The following is a 17,637-nucleotide window of genomic DNA, read 5'->3' on the forward strand; positions in this document are numbered from 1 at the left end:
GATGGGCAACCTTCCTTATCCGAGCCAATACGATTCTTGACTATTTTATTTATTATATCAGAACAATAATGGCTTACCTAAACAAGGTTATGAATGCCCATACTATACTCTATCCAAGCCAAGCGGATGCGCTAATCAATCCTCAAGGACCGTACCGAGTCCAAGCTCCTCGGCCTGCTTCATATAATATCCAGCCACACCCATATCAAATATACCAAGACCCATGGGGCTGAATAATACCGTCTCACTTGCACCATACCCGCTTAGTCCTTGACGAAGAACCACATCAGCCAAGGTGATCGTATCCTGCCGCTGCAGACCATGGCGCAGATGAAGCTGCTCCATATCGGTATTCTCCCGGCACACTTCCTGCCAGTCGTCTACAACCAGAGCCTTAAGATGGCGGATGCTCTCCGGCAGATAATCCCTGAGCGAGACATGGAGCAGCAGCGCACCTTCTCTTGGGCGCTCATCAATATAGCGTTGCTCGGACACGGTACAGGTCATGAATACATCGGACTTCCGGTAGACCTGGCGCCAGTCCTGTTCAATCACTGCTTTGGAACGCAAGGCCTCTGGTATTGTGTCCAGCTGAATGGGCTCCAGATCGTACAGATACACCTGCTTCAATCGGCTGCCAAGCAGTTCTGCGCACATCTCCAGATGAAGCCGTCCAACCGGTCCCCATCCGACAATTCCGACACTGACGCTTTCGGGGTCCCGCATCTCCAAATAGCTCTGAAGCATCACCCCGCTGACGGCAGCCGTACGGGTCCCGTTCAGCAGGCTGCTCTTCAGGAACCCCCGCGGCCGGCCGGTACCTGTATCATTCAGAATGATCGAATTATGGGCACGGGGCAGACCGACCTTGCGATTCTTCGGGAAGCTCGCGATCCATTTGATCCCCGCAAGCTGAAGATCACCCCCGACATAGGCAGGCATCGCGATAATCCGATTGCTTGGGTCGCCGAACCGGAGGTACGGCTTCAAGGGATGCACCGTCTCTCCTTGATCCTGTATGGTAATCACCTGACGTATAATATCTGTCAACCGGGACCAATCCCACCCGATGTCCCGAATATGTCCATCATTTAGATAGAGCATGATCCGCCTGCCTCCTCGGGTCCTGCCGGAGGCATGCCAAGCTCCTTCTGTACCCACTCCTTATTGAACACCGTGTCCAAATACCGTTCTCCCCGGTCAGGCAGGAGACATACGCAGATTGCGCCGTCAGGAATGGATGCCTTCAGCTTATGGACGGCGGAGATGACACCCCCTGATGAGGCTCCAGCCAATATGGCTTCCCTGCTTACCAGCTCCCGGCAGCCTTGTACACAGTCCTGATCGGTCACATATACGACTTCATCCGCCAGATCATTGCGGTACAGACCCGGTACAATGCCCGATCCCAGGCCCGGGAATTTGCGAGGAGCTTTGTCGCCGCCAAAAATTACACTGCCCAGCGCATCCACCCCTATAATTCGGGTATCCCACCCTTGTTCACGGATGTAATCCGCACATCCATGCAGGGTCCCACAGGAGCTCACACCGCAGAAGAGATAATCAATAGGTCCAATCCGGTCGGCAATCTCCTTCATCGTAGTCCGGTTGTGGGCCAGAGCATTATCCGGATTCGCATATTGATTGGTCCAGTATGCATGGGGAAGCTCATGGATCAGCTCCTGTACCCGCTGGAGTCTTGCCGGTAGATACTCTCCCGTAGCCGGGTCGGGCTGGGTGACCAGATCAATCTCGCCGCCCAGCGCTCGAATAATCTTCTTATGCTGCTCTGTCGTTCTCGGATCCACCACACAGATGAACCGGATCCCTAGATAACCGCACAGCTGCGCCAGACTGATCGCAAGATTACCCGAGCTCGACTCAACAACTACAGTCTCCTCGGTGATGTCTCCGCGGAGAATCGCCTCTCTCAGCATGAACAGAGCCGGACGATCCTTGGCGCTTCCGCCGGGATTCATCCATTCCAGCTTGCCATAGACTGTGTAAGGCTCATTGTTGAACAGCCTATCCAAATGAATCAGTGGTGTGCCGCCAATAATGTCGGCAATTCCTCCACTCAGCCTCATGATACAAAGCCCCCTTTTTAGCTGTACCAGATTCGCTTGCCTTTTACCGCACTGCTCCTGTTGCCATTGGCCGGTCCATGGCCACGGAGAACCTGAATCTCGCCTAAAATACCCGATCGGATCATCTCACCAAGCTCCGGTATACGGCCTTCAACCTCATGGCCGATTTGCTTCATGAGCGCAGGGCTAAGCTCTTCACTATCGATGTGAAGGCGGAGTGTATTTCCCGCAACCTCTACAGCTAACCCTGCCTTGCCCGCATGCGCATACACCACGTTCTCGATGTCATAGATGCTGATCTTCTCCCCATGCTTCAGATCGGGGCCGATTCGCCGGACCAGGCTCTTGAAGCTCTGCCTAAGGCAGCCGTCCACCAGGATCGGCCGCAGATCCCGGACTACATCATAAGTTACATACCGCACAACGGGGAAAGCCTCCCGAACCGAAGAAGTCAGAACCAGTACCTGTTCCCCCTCAGGCAGGGGCTGAAGATCCTCACCTAGCTCCTCCGTATCAATTCCCTCCGCCCACAGCCCCTCTGTCACGATGTAACGATCATGGGCATAAGAGTAATAAGCGATGGTTCCAACTTCAATGGAGCCGTACGTATCGGTAATCCGATCTGCCGGGATTCGGAGCTGCTGTGCGGTTCTCTGGATCCAACCCGGCGAAGCGATCTCCCCGACCAGGATGACCTGCTTTATCCCGTAGGAGCTGGGGTCTCCTGACGCCTTGATGATGCGGTCAAGAATAGATGGCATCGTATACAGAACTTCCGGCTTCATCGCCGAGAGCTTCTCAAGATGCTGCTCTACAGGCAGCCGGAAAGAGATGGAATCCGCCTCCATGCCAAGTCCCCGGAAGACAGCGAGAGCCGTTGCCTCGGCATGACCTGTCCCCATATCCGACAGCGCGCTCCGATAGCTGTTCCCCTGCAAAATAGCCCGGAATACCTCTTCCTTGATGGATAGATAGGCCGCTTCATCGGCATCTGAATAATAAATCCGCTTACGCCGTCCGGAGCTTGTTCCGGACGTCTGGTACATGTGCAGCTGCCACTGCTCCGGGAACGGAAAGTCCGGGCCATAATAGTAAGTCTCCAGATCTTCCGCCGTCACCAGAAGCGGCTGATTCAATTCACTAAATGGACTGGGTCCCGAAGGATTCCCCGAACGCGACTGAATCCAGGGGAACGACTTGTTCATCCAGTTCCATATCTCCACCACCCAGGCGGGCATATTCATCACAGCACACTCCTTACAGCTCACTTTCGTTCACTTTGTAGCGTATGCATCCCCCTGCCGCTAGGTTCTGGTCTAACACATACGAGCTGCTGCCCCCATAAGATGAACAAGGACCGGAAGTCTACGCCATATAGGTTGAACTTAAGAATTACCATTCGATGAGAGTATGAAATGAATTTGAAGAAGATCAGGAAAGGGATGACAATTTGAGCAAATCAAAGAGACGTGTAAAGAGTAAGCTGCTTAAACACCATATTCTGCTCTCCAGCCGTGAGCTTGCCCGTCATCTTCCGGCGATCCGTCCTTATTCCCGCAGAGCTCTGCTGAAGATGCTTCACCGCTATGGAATGGTCTATGTGAAGCCAGACAACGGTTCCATGGGAGTAGGCGTGATCCGGGTTGAAGTCCACAAAAGCTATTACAGCTACCATCAGGGTACCCATCCCGTGAAATGCCGCTCGTTCAGATCGCTCGCCGCACAGCTGCAGAGGATTACCCGGCATAAGCGGTACTTAATTCAAAAGGGAATTCATGTGCTTCGGCACCATGGAAGGCCGTACGACTTCCGCGTTATGATTCAGCGCAGACCTGATCGCGTATGGGAACCAACAGGTACAGCCGGAAGAGTCGCCCATCCCCGCAAAGCCGTGACGAACGGCAGTCAAGGAGGCACCATCTATGACCCCATAGAGCTGCTGCGCCGCCCGGCCGGCAAGCGTGGAGCGAGAAGACTGCTGCGGCGAATGGACCGAATGGCCCTGCTTACCTCGGCCAAGATGGCCAAACGGTATCCGTTCATGAACGAGCTGGGGCTGGATATTGCTGTAGACCGCAAGCTGAAGCCGTGGATTCTCGAAGTGAATACTCGCCCGGACCCCTGCCCTTTTACCCTGCTGCCTGACCCGTCCATGATTAACCGGATTGTGGCTTATGGCAAAGCTTACGGAAGGACCTATCCTCTTAAATGCGGCAAGGCACGTTCCGCAAGATAGTGCGCGAGCCGCTGCACCTCCTTGGCTATCTGAAGTCCGGAGATTGCGCCGCGGCGATGCACTTAATTCCGTTCATACACAAAGAAGAGACCTCTCAAGGTCTCTTCTTTGATCGTTCCTATAGAACCCTCTATATTATGTTCGTTGTCCAGAGTGGAGTTTGCTCTCTCACACACCAATATCCGTGACCCTCCAGAAGGGCCCCAATCAGCATGGGTAATGCACCAGGAAGTTCTCACCAAGTTGTTAGCTTGCTCTCTATGATCAGTATAGTAAAGCTCCCTTTCCTGCTCTGTTCCTACCCTTACATTAATCTTAAAACTCAGCTAACTACTGATCCCTGAAGCTTATCTCTTCGCCTGCTCGATGGCGGATAATGCAATTTTGTTCAGGGTGGCATCGTCCATAGGCGGATTATGCAGTCCGGCCCTTACATCCCGGTAGTAACGCTGGAGCGGGTTATCATTCTGAAGGCTTCGAATGCCTACTACCCGCATCGCCTTGTCCACGATAGAAATCGCCGAATTGGTAACGACGAGCTTGGCGGCGCCTAGCTCCGTGCTCAAATGGGCTCTGCGGGCTTCATCGTCATAGGCCTCTGCCACACTGTATAAGAAATGCCTTGCCTTCATTAGCTCCAGATCAATCTCGCCCAGCAGATGCTGCACGTTCGGAAGCTGACTGATCGGCCCGCTAATGCTGTTCGGCGTGTACTCGTTGGCAAAATTCAAGGCATAGTCCCTTGCCGCCTGGGCGATGCCCAGATAGCAGGCCGGAATGTGGAGCAACCAGGCATTCAACTGGCCTCCCGGACTCGCAGGTACCCGCTTAGGTCCAAGCTCAACAAGCTGATCTGCACCCACGGTGACGTGATCAAGAACAAGATCATGGCTCCCCGTTCCCCGAAGCGACATGGTATCCCACGTCTCCTCGATGCGCAGTCCTTCCAGATCCCTGTGCAGCAGGAACTGCCCGATTGTCTGCTCCTCTTCAATCCAGGCCGATACGATGAAATAGGTCAGAACCGGGGACAAGGTCGTGAAAATTTTGCGTCCCGAGATCACCCAGCTGTCACCTTTCTTCACCGCGGTTGTTCCCGGGCGTCCGCCTCTCGTTGGACTTCCCGTCTGCGCCTCGCTGGCTGCCCGGTTAAGCAGGGCCCCCTTCTGGACTTCCTGCGCGATAAATTCCAGCTTGTCCTGTGTCCAGAGCTGCTTCTCGAATAGTTCCCCTACCACGGACAGGTGCCAGCCAAGGGACAATGCAGTGGAAGCATCGAAGCTGGCCAGCGTCTCCTGGAGAAGAATCATATCATACACCCCCAGCCCGTAGCCTCCATAGGAAGCGGGCAGAGTTGACCGTGTATACCCAAGCTCCGTTAATTCCTGTATATTGTCCACCGGGAAAATACCCAGCTTGTCGATCCGGTCCGCCCTCTCCTTGAACGCGGCTTCCTTCTGATGCAGTTTCTCCAGCCATTCACGCTGGGATTCATTTCGTATGAATAAATTCAACATGTGTCCGCCCCCTGATTGTCTATTAGCCGATAAATCCGATAGATTTTTATGAATTAGATGTTATTTCTCTTAGACATCATTGTCAAGGAATTATCATGCCATGACTAGGACTGCTCACAACTGGATTTGACCTGAAGAAGGCGGTCATCGCCACGCTGCAATGAGCAGAACAGACAATCCAAGGAACAAGCACAAAGGGGAAAAGAAAACACTATCCATGCGGGCAAAGGTCGTGCCTTTTGTCTTCTTGAAGAACCCCACCCAGCGGAAATCTCCGATGGCCCTGAGCGTGAACACAGCTCCAATCAGCCATCCTCCGATCCGCAGTAAAACTTCCGGGAACAAGACAGGCTTAACCGCCCCTAGTTCCAATACCAGCCAAGCCGCCAGAGCCAGCAGCAGGGCTACCACGCCTGTACTTATTGCGGATGGGCGAAAGAGCGGCTCCTCCCCCCTGCTCGGAATCGCGGCGGTCGTCCCCCACCGCCCTCCAAAGATCCAATAGATATGCAGGGCGCTTAAGATAAATAGAATAAGAGCGATAACCACGCTCAGAACGTCCATAACCGTACTCCTTTCATAGCTGTAAAAGCTTGCTTTTTCGGGGAAATTGATTATTGTGCTGTGATTGCCATCCCATTTTAAATATAAATAGCTGTAACTCAAAATTTTACGGGCCTCCTCTTGACTGGGGCTGTCTGTCTTCAACAACACATGGAAGGATACCGTACATGTCCTGAAGGGAGGTACTTCAATATATTGCGCATCTCTGGAATACAGGATGATCTGATTCATATTTGCCAGGACAGGATCCAGGTCGAGATACAGATTCCTCATCTTCATATAATCTGTATTTCTTATTGTTAGGGTGAGGGTTACGAAGGTGTATCCTGACGGATCACCCAGCGTCGCGGGGTCCCGAAGCATAACAAGCTCATGGGGCAGCCAATCTCTAGCGTGGTTCTTTAACGCATTGAAGGTTTGCTCATTATTTATGGCGGGCGTGATCGTCGTATGGAGCTCCTCCAATTTAGGCTTAAGGAACTGGAACGAAATGACGCCCTTATTGGAATAGTCCAGTATGAGGGCAAGAATAAATATGACTGCAATAGAGATGATGAAGCGTTTTGGCATGTTCAGCTCTCCCAACATTTTACAAACCAAATATAACACACATTGGTGTGCTTCAAATAGATATGTATCGATGTATAATTGTTATAACGATTCAATAATATAGCAAGGAGGGAGTTCAGGATGAGTAGGGTGAATGACATGGAGAGAAAAGTAACCAAATTCGGGAATAGTCTCGGAATTACAATGACAGAAGCATTAAAGCAGGTGGGCCTTGATCTCGGTGACACCGTTCAGATCGAGGTTAATCAAGCAAGTGGGGAGATCGTAATTAAAAAAGCTAATAAAGTATCCTTGCCGGACGAGATTAGCCCTGACTTTCTAGATAGTCTAACTGAAGTAATCCATGATTATGATCAGACTCTAAAAGGATTAAAGGATAGATGAACATACGTTACTTGACCGTCCAAGAGGTCATTGCCATTAATGTGGCCATGATTCAAAGGTACAGTGAGGGTGAATTAGTCGGGATAAAGGACTCCAGCATGCTAGAGTCCGCTGTGCTAAGGCCCCAGTCATCTGCCTTTGCAGAAGATGCGTATGCTACTATTGCCCAGAAAGCAGCTGCCTTGTTTGAATCCCTTGGCCAAAACCATCCATTTCACAATGCTAACAAAAGAACCGCTTTTACGGCACTTGTGATCTTTCTGCGATACAACGGCCTCCATTTTAAGATGGAGACCAGGGCAGCCGAAGATCTGACCGTGGATATGGTCAATCATAAGTACAACTTTGAGCAGCTTGTCTCCATTATTGAATCACATTCCTTGAAGGTTAAATAGAAAACACTTACTTATCTGGCTTAGGTGGTATAGATAGCTAACCCGTATGAGAAGCAATAACCCGCTCCAGGAGCGGGTTATTTCATGCTTATTTAATGGGTACACGGGGGCTGATTTCCTTACCGTTCTTGTCCTCGGCCACGATCCAGTAGGTCTCTTTCTTGAGATCCAGAGGACCATAACGGTGATAAGTGCGTTCTCCGCTTATTTTGGATTCATAAAATTGAAGTTCCTTTATCTTTCCGCCTTTGGATACCAGCCTGATCCAGAAGGAACCGATTTTAGCTTGGCTCACATCGTAATAGAGCGTTGTCGAGACAGGGGAACTCACGACCTTATTAATTGTAACCGTTCCCCCATGCTTGAGAGGGAGAGGTTTATTGATTTCATAGGTAACCGTGTCTTTCTGCATCTGCTTGGTGGAGACACGGACATCAAACACCCAGGGTTTATCTATTACAACCTTTTCGTCTTTCCTGACGCTATTATATGAGATCTTAAACTGAAGTTGATCCCCCTTAGGAAAATGAGGCAGAGTATTTAATGGCACATCCCCGGTTATTGTGTAGGCGCCATCGTTCTCTCTGCCAATCGATTGTGTTAAATAGGGATCCCGTGCCTCTTCTCCATTTATAAATATAGTGGGTTTGAGGACTTCTAGATCAAATCTGTTTATCCTCTTGTTAGGCTCCAATGTGGCACTAATCAATAGACGATCCGTATCGACCAGAACTTCGTTCAAGGTCATCCTGCCATAGGCATTCTCGGCCGTTTCGCCAACGGTCGTCTTATAATTGGATAAGTCCGGCGGGTGATCCACTTGGATGAAGCTCTCAATTAATTGGTAGACTAGCGGCATTTTGGCCAGCGCCGTACCGCTTAGCGGGATTATTAGACTTGCTAGGAGAACCATAGCGCCTGCCAGTCCCACCCACTTGATCATGGAAGGAGTTCTGCGCTTTGGAAGCTTGCGAAGCACGCGCTTTTCCCATCTTTTCCGCTCTATCTCGGTCAGCATCTCTTCCTCATACGCCGATACATCGATCCGTACATTATTTAACTCTTCATATAAGGACATCTACTACACCTCTTTATTTGAAATGAACAGCTGTCTCAGCTTCTTCCGTCCGCGCGAAAGCTTATTATGGATCCAGGATTCTTGTACTTTCATCTCGGTTGCCATTTCGCGGGAAGGCACGCCCTCCAAGTAATATTTCACGAAAATCTCCCGTTCTACTTGAGATAGGTGACACAGCACCTCATCAATATCCTGATGAGGCAGCACCGGCTCCGCCTTAAATAAATCATCCGTTATTTCAGTATGGGTGATTTGGCTCTGATTTCTTATAATTTTGCGCTGATAATCTATAGCACGGTATTTCGCAATCGCTGCAATCCACTGTTTGAACGAATTCTTCTCAGGATCAAAAGAGTCAATATTCTGCCACGCCGCCAGCAGCACATCGTCCAGGCATTCCTCGTACTCCTGCTGATTGTAGTGGACAAAGCGCCTGATAATGGCCGAAAGCAGCCCGCCATAGGTTTGAATAATAGAAGCGATAGCTCTCTCATCGCGCCTCCTGATTTGCTCTACGAGGTCTTCCTCAGATATTGTATACAAGAAAAGCTGCCCTCCCTCACTTTGTTCCCGGTATCTATTAGGTAATACGAATGTAAAGTGCTAAACCATATCTTATATTTCCTCCCTCGGCAAGTCTGCTCTCAAACAAAAAGTAGCTGCCTCTGGGAGGCAGCTACGTCAACGTACTAGAATGAAGTCTACTTCAGTATTTTGTTCAATTCTTCAGCCGTCTTCTTGCTATCCATTTTGGCGTAGAAATAAAATGCAATCGTATGTAGAAACACAGATAATACCACCATTCCCGGCACCCACGGCAGGATCAGGTCGAACATCTCTTTTGAGAACAACCAGACAGCAGCAAGTCCACCTAGCATGTTAAGAACGGAAGAGATAAGAATATTCCACACTGGCTTAAGAGAGAAGTAGTTCCAAAGCGCATTATACATCACTCCAAATAGCCCAGCCGAGATTACCGCAATACCCGCGACATTCCATAAATAAAGCATGCTGATCGTTTGATCCTTAAGAAAGAGGGTCATAAGCAAGGTTACCCATAGTGATGTAATGGTGAATACCTCGAAAAAGTTTTGTTTCAACTGGTTGATCATTTATATTTCCCCCTGAATTGTTTGATGTAATGGCGACTTACAAAATAACTGGAATTATTGGTCAAGACTACCCGAATCCTGGCATGCTCTGTTGAGAAGAATTCCTTGATGTACTTCGTGTTGATGAGGGTCTGGTTGTTGATCCTCATGAAGTCCGATTCATCCAGTTCTTCTTCCACAAGCTTGAGCCGTTTGCTCAGCAGATACATTTCTCCGTTAAGCTCATGTACACAGCACATCCGATCCTCGGATTGAATTGCCGCAATGGAGTTTAACGAAATTTGAACATTTCGGTCATTTTTCGCGTTAATGACTACGATTTGTCTGTCACAGCCACTGAGAACTTCTTCTATACTGCTCCAGGATCCCTTTTCCTCGGGGTGGGTAGAGACTTTGGCAATGTTTCTATTGATTGTTGAGTCGGCTTCAAAAATAACCTTCAAGCGTTGTTCCCTCCTTTCACAACCCATACTATAAGCAAACTAGTGCCAATACCACTCTTCTTCGCTTTCTTGCATTTTTTTGTAGGTTTGTTGCACGGAACACATTTCATCTCATATTCACAACAAAATCTAACCCATTTAGTAAAGTTGACACACTTTCATCTGCGGCATGTACAATAGACATATGAGGTTGGGCATATTCCCCTATTACCCCAATTATAAGCAATCATTTTAAATTCCGGAGGCTCCCCCATGGACCAAAACCTTATCAAGCAACTAAACCAGTGGCATGAAGAAGACAAGCATCAGCAGATTGTGGATACGCTGCAGGCCATTCCTGAAGAGGAACGCGATTATGAAGTGGTAAGCCGGTTGGCCAGAGCCTATAACAATCTGGAGCGCTATGAAGAAGCTCTTGAACAATTTGCATTAATAGCCGAACCCGGGCAGCAGGACCCGCTGTGGCACTACCGGGTCGGTTATGCTCTTTATTATTTGCGCAGGTATGAAGAGGCGGCCCAGGCTTTTAGCGCTGCGGATAAGCTGGAGCCCGGCGATCCCGACACAGAGTGGATGCTGAAATCGAGTCTGCGAAAAGCCGGGAAGCAGCTCAGAGAGGAACAGCGAATAGCAGCCAAACGGGCGGCAGCCGCGTTAGAGCCTACGGGTACGAGTGGAGATGCAGCTCCCTTTACGGACGAGTTCCTGAACGAGTTCTGGGAAGATAGCGACTATGCAAGGAAGTCCTACGTTAGCGAACCGCCAACGGATGAAATGATCGCTTCAGTTGAAGATGAGCTGGGATACAAGCTGCCCGCGTCATATATTGCCTTAATGAAGCAGCAGAACGGCGGCATTCCGAAGAATACCTGCTTCCCTACCGATGAGGCGACCTCCTGGGCTGAGGATCATATTGCTATTACCAGCATTATGGGCATCGGCCGGGAGAAAAGCTACTCGCTCTGTGGAGACACGGGCAGCCTGTTCATGATTGAAGAATGGGGCTATCCTGACATTGGGGTCGTCATCTGCGACTGTCCATCTGCCGGTCATGACGTGGTCATGCTGGACTACAGAGCCTCCGGGCCGGACGGCGAGCCCTCCGTCATTCATGTGGACCAAGAGAGCGACTATGAGATCACCTTCCTGGCTGAAGATTTCGAGACGTTCATCAAAGGCTTGGTGAACGAGGAGGAATTTGATACTTCTGAGGAGGATAAAGAAGCCGATCTCCACAGGGTGGCCACCGGGGAGTTCTCCCCCTTGCTGAAGGAGCTGTGCAGCCAAGTCACGGAGGTGCCGCAGATCGAGTCCACAATCCGGCGTATCTGTACCCGGATTGTCGAAGACAAAGGCCATTTCTCGTTCCATAACGATCCGCTGTCCTATCTGATGTATGACGTGCAGTTCTGGCTCTATACGAAATCCCATCCGGATACCGGACGCCAGCAGTACCTGGATGTCTATCCGTCAATGATTGCCTTCGGCGGTGAATTCAGCCAAGGCGGTTATGCGCCGGGATGGATTACCGACTGGCTGGATCAGCGTATCTGTGAAGGAAGCATTGCCGAAGAGCAGGGGCGGCTGAGCTTGACGGCGGAAGCCCAAGCCGATTTGATCCGGCAGCTAGAGCAGGCCTGAACTGCATGAGCAGGCGCTAGGCTAGACGCTTTGCGGCCAGCCCTTTATTGGTCAACTAAAACAGGAGCCCGCGTATAACGCGGGCTCCTGTCTTTTGCCATCTTTCAATAAGTTACAGCAGAGGAAGAGTTGCTATTCCAGCCTCTTGGCTTATACCTTAAGTGCAAGCTAGCTGTTCGGGCAACTCTCGCCTTAGCCTAAAGTGCCAGCCGCTGTTCGGGACCTCTCACCTTAACCCACAGCACCAGTTGCTGTTCAGGTACCGCGCTTTAACCCAATTGCCAGCAGCTGTCCGGGTAACTCGCGCCTTAACCTCAAAGCGCCAGCAGCCGTTCAGGCAACTCGCGTCCTAACCCCAAACCCCCAGCAGCTCCTCCAGCCCCTCTCGCAGCGGCGACTGCGCTTGGCGCACCGCCCCGGCGAGCTTCTTCGGACTCCCAAAGATCCGGCTGAGCACCAGGTGGGCTTGATGATCCGCCTTGTCTTTCAACGCCTGGACAAGTGCATCCGCAAGCTCAGGGCGGTCAATGGCTATATTCTTGACCTGCCTGCCTTCCTCGTTCCCGCCCAGCAGGATTGATACGATCACCGGCATGTGCTCCGCCTGTACGCCATGGGCATCGATAAATACCTCCGCGTAACCGTCCTGCACCATCTGATGCTCCGTATCCACCAATTCCATATAGCGGCAGACCAGTGGGAAATAGGCCTCGCTGCATAGGCCAAGGCCCATGACGGCGTAAGTTCCCGGCATCACCGACTTTTCGCCAGGTTCCACATCTCCGTACCAAGCGAATTCCTCCATTGCGGTATCCGCATATTCCGCAAGCTTCGGATAGAGCGAAGGATAGCTGAGCGCGTTGGCAAAGAACTGGTGCAGCTTGGACTTGGCCAGCTTTTTGACGGGCAAGAAATGCTTCTGGCTGCTCTTCAGCTTCAGTTGATAGCCCTTAGGGAACCCCTGCCGCAAGAGGCCGGTTATATAATCCAGAGCTTCCCCGTAGGCCTGCTCCTCTTCAGAGAGAATCCCAATTTCGATCGTCTGTGTCACGTCGTTGTTCTTGCCTTCCATCCGCTCACCAGCGTAAGTGCTATTGAACTTCCCGCTGCCGATCTGCAGATAATCTTGGGCCCGCTTGGAGCCCAGGAGCACGGCAAGCTCCAGATACTTCTGCCGGGTATCCGGCTCGGTGAGGCCGATCTGCAGTGCCGCATACAGGAAGAAATCCACTTCTGCAGGGTCTACTCCAGCGAGATCCGGTTCCCCTTTCAAAGTCCAATCGTGCCCATAATCCTCTGCGCGTTCAAAATACTGCGGCAGGAAATAATCCTGCGCCCACTGTCTAAAAGCCGAAGCACACTGCCGGCTCCACGCGTCTCTGCGCTTCGGGAAGTTATGCAGCTTGCCCGCCAGCTGCCGAAGCAGCGGGTCAATCCCCTTCTCGCCCTGACTCATCAAGTCCGGATTGACCAGATGCTGGGCAAAAAAGAACAGATCATGATCACCCGGCAGCACGGGCAAATCGGACATGATTTTGGACTGGATAAAATGATCCAGCGACTTCCGCAGCTCAGCCAACTTGGACTCATTCACCAGCCTGCGCTGAAGATCAATAGTTGAATTTTCTCGTTCGAATATGAACACGACATCCAGCCTGTAATCGAAGAAATGGGCGCCGAACTCTTCCGAGTGAAGCAGTTCTTCCACACGCCCGCACAAAGCCGGGAACCACTCCTCCGTAAGCTGCTCATCGGTCAGCTCCACGATATAAGAACCCGCCTCAATCTGGTACGAGCTGTCGCTCCAGGAGAAGGGTTCAGACACGTCGATGTGGATGTGCCCCTCTGCCCAGCTAAATTTGCCTTTTCTCCAAGCCACTCGCAGGTAATCCCTTATTCCGGCCTGCAGCCTGCTCCGGTTCTTGACCTGCCCCATACTGCGGTTCTCCTTGGCATAAATCGCCATGACCTCGTTCCACACTTCATTTAGAAAAAGCTCTACAGCTTCGCTCAACGGTAACGCCCTCCTACCTTTAAAGTTAAAGACACTCTATGGAATCTATATCTCTATGATAGATAGTCTAAATCTCACACTTGAGTGGATGCCACTCATCACGCCTTAGAGTTTGTACGTTATAAATACTCCCCGAAAAAGAACTCCACTCTCTCACGGATGTACCCATCCTCGCCCCGCCAGGTTGCCATCGATACGAAGTCCGTCCCCCGCCCGCGATCCGGGCGATCATCATTCTGAGATTGCAGCAGTCCGGCGAACCCCCAAATCTCCATCACGGTATCCCGCTCATTTTGATTGGACGGCAGTATGTCTTTCCAGCGCTTCTCCAGCTGACGGGCTGCTTCCCCATCGCCGCAGGCCTGGGCGGCCTCAAGCATCCGCCGCAGAATGGCCACGTCCTCCTCGCTAACCTCGAATTCTTCTTCCCTGGCGAGAATTTCAAGGTCCATTAAGCAGTAGATCAAATAGTTAAGGCGGACGCCGCCCCATTTTACACGCTCAAAATTAAGCACGTTCCAATCTTCGTCGGTGTATTGTTCGTCTGCCATCAGTCTATTTGCATTGCACACTCCGCAAGCAGAGTAAGCCGGCCCTTCGGGCTGCCGCTGCGCATAGGTATGTATAGATAAGTCATGCGTAAGCGCATAGCTGGACAAAGCGCTCCGCCAGTAAACTTTGCGTGTAGATAGACTATGGAGGAAGGCGCGGGCTACCTTTTCCTTGGTGATGCTCATCTCATGAAGCTCTTTCAACCTCTGAACGCACTCGTCATGCGATATCGTCACCGGATCGAACATAAGTCCCTTGCTTTTCGCATACTGGAAATCCTCGTCCGAGCAGATGAACTCACCATCTCTCCAGCGGCCGGAGGTCCAATGTGTGTTGATTAGAATTTTCTTGGCTTTGGAATCCATCGTGTCTTCCTCCTAGGGCTCCACATCGTATATGATTGTATCGATGCATGTATACATCTTTCTATTTGCACAATACGCATTCGTACAAAAATAGCTTTGCCCACTTCATGGACAAAGCCTGTTAAAATCTTATCAAAGAAAAGTTTTCAACTCCATCGCTCTGGCATCGATCAATGCACCTGCTTGTTTCATGAAGTTAAAGCCCAATATTCCGTCGATTTCCATACCATAATCCATACTTCCGATTTCAACTTGAAAACCTTTAAGTATAGCTTCCCCAACTATAATTAAGTCTAGATTTTTGGCATAGACATACTCTACACCACCCACTCCACGTATGATATCAACAGTATCATTTTCCTCGGGAACCATGCCTATTTCTTGTACGATATCCGCATTTAAGAGCGTACTAGCCGAACCGGTGTCGAGCAGAACCTTCTCAAGCTTTAATTCTCTTCCTCTAAATGCAACCGTTATGCTTACAAAAGGAAGTCCGTATATTTCGGCTATGTTCATCTTGGTCCTCTAATTCCTACGTATCGTTCTCTTGCAACAACCTCTGAACGGGATGTATGGAAAAAGCAATACTCGCGCCGAGGATTCTCTTGGTGCAGCTCACTGTAACGCTTCAATGCTTGGGTAGAATCATCGAAGGAATCAATTACAGCCATCTCCTCTATATAACGGCGACCTTCCTTAGAAGAAGCCTTGGTTGCCTCCATAACGACCCATTCATTGGGAAAACGTTCTTTAACCTCTTCCCATCGCATCTTGGACACCTCCGTTTTAATAGCTAATACCAGTATATCACATCAACCTGTCATCCTTATATTCCCAAATCATTATTAACAGTACTAAAATAAAGGAGCACGGTGCGATTCGACATGTACTCCAGATTGATCATCATAATTGCAGTAGTGCTCTGCGCCATAAGTATACGTGTATCCTGGCCATCAAAATAATCTAGCGTTACAGCGATCCTCTTGTTCATATTCTTCACCCATCATCTGAGGAGATGCCCCCGGCTCCCGGCTGCTGAATGCTCATAATCCTGCAAGGAACAAGCCGCTCCCGGGTAGGAGCGGCTTGTTCTTCTCTCGCTTGCGTCCCTACGGGTGCAGCGGTTCAACCCCGATGGTAGTACCTGTATCGCCCGGGTCTTTCATTTTAATATTCGTAACAAACCAGCCTTCGTAACCTTCAGATTCCATTTTCTTTACAGTGACCACGGCGAAGCCCTTGCCTTTCCAATTGGAAGCGACCAGGTCATAATCGAAAGAGAACTGAACCGTTGTTTTGTTCAGCGACTTGATTTTGAGCTTTCTTATCGTAGACATATGCGGACTGGAGCCGCCCGTGCCCCAGTAATTATCTTCAAATTCTTTCTTGGTTTTGGTACGTAATTCAGGTGAGAACACAGCGAATTGCAGCGCTCCATTGCGGGTTTGAATGCCTTTGACCCAGGTATCCAAAGCTTCTTTAGGTGTTGAAGGGACCATCGCTGATTCCAAACGATCAATCTGATTCGCTTGTTGAGCTGAATCCGGCAGCGTTACTTGAACTTCATTCTTATCGGCATCGTAGACCGCTTTGCCTTTAAATTCCTCAGCAAGACGATCGATCGGAGCATACACTTTGCCATCCTTGACTTGAAGATCTAGATAGCTCGCCACAACACCTTGACCATTGATGAACAAGTTCAGTTTGGATTCCGCATACACGGAACCTACAACAACCATCGCCCCGAGGGCCGTGCAAAGCGCAATTTTTGATAAAGATTTCACCACTATTCACCTCTTCTTCAGTATATAATAATAGACGATTTGTCCTGGAAAAAGTTATATTTTTCGCTCTCAGAAACTTCTTCATTTTGGACTTATGCTTACGGGTTACACCTGAGTATCATCGAGGTATTGATCCTAGAACCTATGACAAGGAGGCGGCATTAAATGCTCCAGGCTGATATGAAGCGAATCTCCCTTCTGCTCCCTAGTCTGTCCCTCATCCCTGAAGAGGATTGGGCAGAGGCCGAGATCCGGACGGTAAGTCCTGCTACTCCGCATTTCATCCGGGAAGGCCATGTCCTGCAGCATGCCATGTTCATTCTGCAAGGAACGGTCCGCATCTATAAACTCACCCCGCAAGGAAGAGAAATCACTCTTTACCGTGTGCAAAATGGGCAAACTTGTGTCCTAATGATGGCCAGTATCCTGGGAGAGACACCTTACGAGGCCTCGGCTTCTATTGAAGTTGACACCGAGGTTCTATTAATCCCAATCCACTTGTTCAGGAAATGGATGGACTTATATCTGCCGCTCAAGCAGCATATTTTCCAGCAAATTATCGAAAGAATTACGTCTGTCACTCAGCTCGTGGAGAACATTGCTTTCCAATCGATCCCGTACCGCATCGCGGAATTCTTGCTGAAGCAAATGGACACTGACAACCAAGCGACTCTTCATATAACCCACGAACAGTTAGCTGTTGAACTCGGGACAGCCAGAGAGGTGATCAGCCGTTCCCTGAAAGACCTTGCCCGTAAAAATATCATTTCAGCTCGCAGAGGCTGTATTCAAATTTTGGATCGTAATCTATTGCTTGAGCTCATACATAATGGTTCAATGTGACTTTGTCACGGTTGATGTGCTGGGAGATTGCTAAGCTAAATACAAATTCCAT

Annotated in this window: 19 protein-coding genes; 5 read left to right on the plus strand and 14 right to left on the minus strand. The window is 50.1% G+C overall.

From position 1 onward, the window contains the following. Window positions 1-135: 135 nt before the first annotated feature. Genes EJP77_RS10880 through EJP77_RS10890 form a run of 3 tightly spaced genes read right to left on the minus strand, consistent with a single transcriptional unit; the run spans window position 136 to window position 3,331 of the window. Window positions 136-1,104: a 2,3-diaminopropionate biosynthesis protein SbnB gene (locus tag EJP77_RS10880; protein ID WP_127199255.1), complete on the minus strand. Its 969-nt coding sequence runs from the start codon at window positions 1,102-1,104 to the stop codon at window positions 136-138. Next, a complete protein-coding gene (sbnA, locus tag EJP77_RS10885) occupies window positions 1,092-2,087 on the minus strand; it encodes a 2,3-diaminopropionate biosynthesis protein SbnA (protein WP_127199256.1) in 996 nt (331 codons plus the stop codon). Before sbnA ends, EJP77_RS10880 begins: the two co-directional genes overlap by 13 nt. Before the next feature lie 17 nt (window positions 2,088-2,104). Then, window positions 2,105-3,331 carry a phenylacetate--CoA ligase family protein gene (locus EJP77_RS10890; RefSeq protein WP_185897313.1) on the minus strand — a complete coding sequence of 409 codons (1,227 nt, stop codon included), beginning with the start codon at window positions 3,329-3,331 and terminating at the stop codon, window positions 2,105-2,107. Between the two features lie 206 nt (window positions 3,332-3,537). Between EJP77_RS10890 and EJP77_RS10895 the strand changes: the two genes are divergently transcribed. Further along, window positions 3,538-4,323: a YheC/YheD family protein gene (locus tag EJP77_RS10895; protein WP_127199257.1), complete on the plus strand. Its 786-nt coding sequence runs from the start codon at window positions 3,538-3,540 to the stop codon at window positions 4,321-4,323. Between the two features lie 347 nt (window positions 4,324-4,670). On the opposite strand, the gene EJP77_RS10900 is transcribed toward EJP77_RS10895, so the two are convergent. Together EJP77_RS10900 and EJP77_RS20905 are read right to left on the minus strand one after the other, a co-directional pair. Further along, window positions 4,671-5,837 (minus strand): acyl-CoA dehydrogenase family protein, encoded by a 1,167-nt coding sequence (locus tag EJP77_RS10900; protein WP_246021871.1) that lies wholly within the window; start codon window positions 5,835-5,837, stop codon window positions 4,671-4,673. A 147-nt stretch (window positions 5,838-5,984) separates the two neighbouring features. Beyond that, complete coding sequence (locus EJP77_RS20905) at window positions 5,985-6,974, minus strand: DUF3995 domain-containing protein (protein ID WP_246021865.1); 990 nt, start codon at window positions 6,972-6,974, stop codon at window positions 5,985-5,987. Between the two features lie 120 nt (window positions 6,975-7,094). On the opposite strand from EJP77_RS20905, the gene EJP77_RS10910 reads away from it, so the two are divergent. Continuing rightward, on the plus strand, window positions 7,095-7,358 hold the full coding sequence (locus EJP77_RS10910) for an AbrB/MazE/SpoVT family DNA-binding domain-containing protein (protein ID WP_127199259.1): 264 nt from the start codon (window positions 7,095-7,097) through the stop codon (window positions 7,356-7,358). Beyond that, the gene (locus tag EJP77_RS10915) at window positions 7,355-7,753 is read left to right on the plus strand and encodes a type II toxin-antitoxin system death-on-curing family toxin (RefSeq protein WP_127199260.1); all 399 of its coding nucleotides are present in this window, start codon (window positions 7,355-7,357) and stop codon (window positions 7,751-7,753) included. Before EJP77_RS10910 ends, EJP77_RS10915 begins: the two co-directional genes overlap by 4 nt. Window positions 7,754-7,841: 88 nt before the next feature. Here the strand turns inward: EJP77_RS10915 and EJP77_RS10920 are convergent, their stop codons facing one another. From EJP77_RS10920 to EJP77_RS10935, 4 genes are all read right to left on the minus strand, one after another. Then, window positions 7,842-8,831 (minus strand): DUF4179 domain-containing protein, encoded by a 990-nt coding sequence (locus EJP77_RS10920; RefSeq protein ID WP_127199261.1) that lies wholly within the window; start codon window positions 8,829-8,831, stop codon window positions 7,842-7,844. Window positions 8,832-8,834: 3 nt separating this feature from the next. Then, complete coding sequence (locus tag EJP77_RS10925) at window positions 8,835-9,374, minus strand: sigma-70 family RNA polymerase sigma factor (protein WP_127199262.1); 540 nt, start codon at window positions 9,372-9,374, stop codon at window positions 8,835-8,837. A 158-nt stretch (window positions 9,375-9,532) separates the two neighbouring features. Next, complete coding sequence (locus tag EJP77_RS10930) at window positions 9,533-9,943, minus strand: hypothetical protein (RefSeq protein WP_127199263.1); 411 nt, start codon at window positions 9,941-9,943, stop codon at window positions 9,533-9,535. Further along, window positions 9,940-10,386 carry a LytTR family DNA-binding domain-containing protein gene (locus EJP77_RS10935; RefSeq protein ID WP_185897314.1) on the minus strand — a complete coding sequence of 149 codons (447 nt, stop codon included), beginning with the start codon at window positions 10,384-10,386 and terminating at the stop codon, window positions 9,940-9,942. Before EJP77_RS10935 ends, EJP77_RS10930 begins: the two co-directional genes overlap by 4 nt. A gap of 252 nt (window positions 10,387-10,638) precedes the next feature. On the opposite strand from EJP77_RS10935, the gene EJP77_RS10940 reads away from it, so the two are divergent. Further along, a complete protein-coding gene (locus EJP77_RS10940; RefSeq protein ID WP_127199265.1) occupies window positions 10,639-12,027 on the plus strand; it encodes an SMI1/KNR4 family protein in 1,389 nt (462 codons plus the stop codon). Window positions 12,028-12,376: 349 nt separating this feature from the next. Here EJP77_RS10940 and EJP77_RS10945 read toward each other — a convergent pair whose 3' ends face one another. The 5 genes from EJP77_RS10945 to EJP77_RS10965 all read right to left on the minus strand — a co-directional run bounded on the left by EJP77_RS10945 (window position 12,377) and on the right by EJP77_RS10965 (window position 16,742). Then, the gene (locus EJP77_RS10945; protein ID WP_127199266.1) at window positions 12,377-14,041 is read right to left on the minus strand and encodes a DUF6138 family protein; all 1,665 of its coding nucleotides are present in this window, start codon (window positions 14,039-14,041) and stop codon (window positions 12,377-12,379) included. A gap of 119 nt (window positions 14,042-14,160) precedes the next feature. Then, window positions 14,161-14,958 carry a hypothetical protein gene (locus EJP77_RS10950; RefSeq protein WP_127199267.1) on the minus strand — a complete coding sequence of 266 codons (798 nt, stop codon included), beginning with the start codon at window positions 14,956-14,958 and terminating at the stop codon, window positions 14,161-14,163. A 132-nt stretch (window positions 14,959-15,090) separates the two neighbouring features. After that, window positions 15,091-15,474: a retropepsin-like aspartic protease gene (locus EJP77_RS10955; RefSeq protein ID WP_127199268.1), complete on the minus strand. Its 384-nt coding sequence runs from the start codon at window positions 15,472-15,474 to the stop codon at window positions 15,091-15,093. Then, the gene (locus tag EJP77_RS10960; RefSeq protein WP_127199269.1) at window positions 15,471-15,728 is read right to left on the minus strand and encodes a hypothetical protein; all 258 of its coding nucleotides are present in this window, start codon (window positions 15,726-15,728) and stop codon (window positions 15,471-15,473) included. The genes EJP77_RS10955 and EJP77_RS10960 overlap by 4 nt, the downstream gene beginning before the upstream one ends. Before the next feature lie 339 nt (window positions 15,729-16,067). Further along, a complete protein-coding gene (locus EJP77_RS10965) occupies window positions 16,068-16,742 on the minus strand; it encodes a hypothetical protein (RefSeq protein ID WP_127199270.1) in 675 nt (224 codons plus the stop codon). A gap of 165 nt (window positions 16,743-16,907) precedes the next feature. On the opposite strand from EJP77_RS10965, the gene EJP77_RS10970 reads away from it, so the two are divergent. Beyond that, window positions 16,908-17,585, plus strand: coding sequence for a Crp/Fnr family transcriptional regulator (locus tag EJP77_RS10970; protein ID WP_127199271.1), 678 nt, complete (start codon window positions 16,908-16,910; stop codon window positions 17,583-17,585). The last annotated feature ends 52 nt before the right edge of the window (window positions 17,586-17,637 follow it).

The organism is Paenibacillus zeisoli (assembly GCF_003994465.1).
GTDB lineage: Bacteria > Bacillota > Bacilli > Paenibacillales > Paenibacillaceae > Fontibacillus > Fontibacillus zeisoli.

Bases quoted from the DNA above. Each gene is read 5' to 3' on its own strand.
- EJP77_RS10880 (WP_127199255.1), bottom strand. From the start codon at position 1,104: ATGCTCTATCTAAATGATGGACATATTCGGGACATCGGGTGGGATTGG.
- sbnA (WP_127199256.1), bottom strand. From the start codon at position 2,087: ATGAGGCTGAGTGGAGGAATTGCCGACATTATTGGCGGCACACCACTG.
- EJP77_RS10890 (WP_185897313.1), bottom strand. From the start codon at position 3,331: ATGAATATGCCCGCCTGGGTGGTGGAGATATGGAACTGGATGAACAAG.
- EJP77_RS20905 (WP_246021865.1), bottom strand. From the start codon at position 6,974: ATGCCAAAACGCTTCATCATCTCTATTGCAGTCATATTTATTCTTGCC.
- EJP77_RS10910 (WP_127199259.1), top strand. From the start codon at position 7,095: ATGAGTAGGGTGAATGACATGGAGAGAAAAGTAACCAAATTCGGGAAT.
- EJP77_RS10915 (WP_127199260.1), top strand. From the start codon at position 7,355: ATGAACATACGTTACTTGACCGTCCAAGAGGTCATTGCCATTAATGTG.
- EJP77_RS10920 (WP_127199261.1), bottom strand. From the start codon at position 8,831: ATGTCCTTATATGAAGAGTTAAATAATGTACGGATCGATGTATCGGCG.
- EJP77_RS10930 (WP_127199263.1), bottom strand. From the start codon at position 9,943: ATGATCAACCAGTTGAAACAAAACTTTTTCGAGGTATTCACCATTACA.
- EJP77_RS10940 (WP_127199265.1), top strand. From the start codon at position 10,639: ATGGACCAAAACCTTATCAAGCAACTAAACCAGTGGCATGAAGAAGAC.
- EJP77_RS10950 (WP_127199267.1), bottom strand. From the start codon at position 14,958: ATGGATTCCAAAGCCAAGAAAATTCTAATCAACACACATTGGACCTCC.
- EJP77_RS10955 (WP_127199268.1), bottom strand. From the start codon at position 15,474: ATGAACATAGCCGAAATATACGGACTTCCTTTTGTAAGCATAACGGTT.
- EJP77_RS10960 (WP_127199269.1), bottom strand. From the start codon at position 15,728: ATGCGATGGGAAGAGGTTAAAGAACGTTTTCCCAATGAATGGGTCGTT.
- EJP77_RS10970 (WP_127199271.1), top strand. From the start codon at position 16,908: ATGCTCCAGGCTGATATGAAGCGAATCTCCCTTCTGCTCCCTAGTCTG.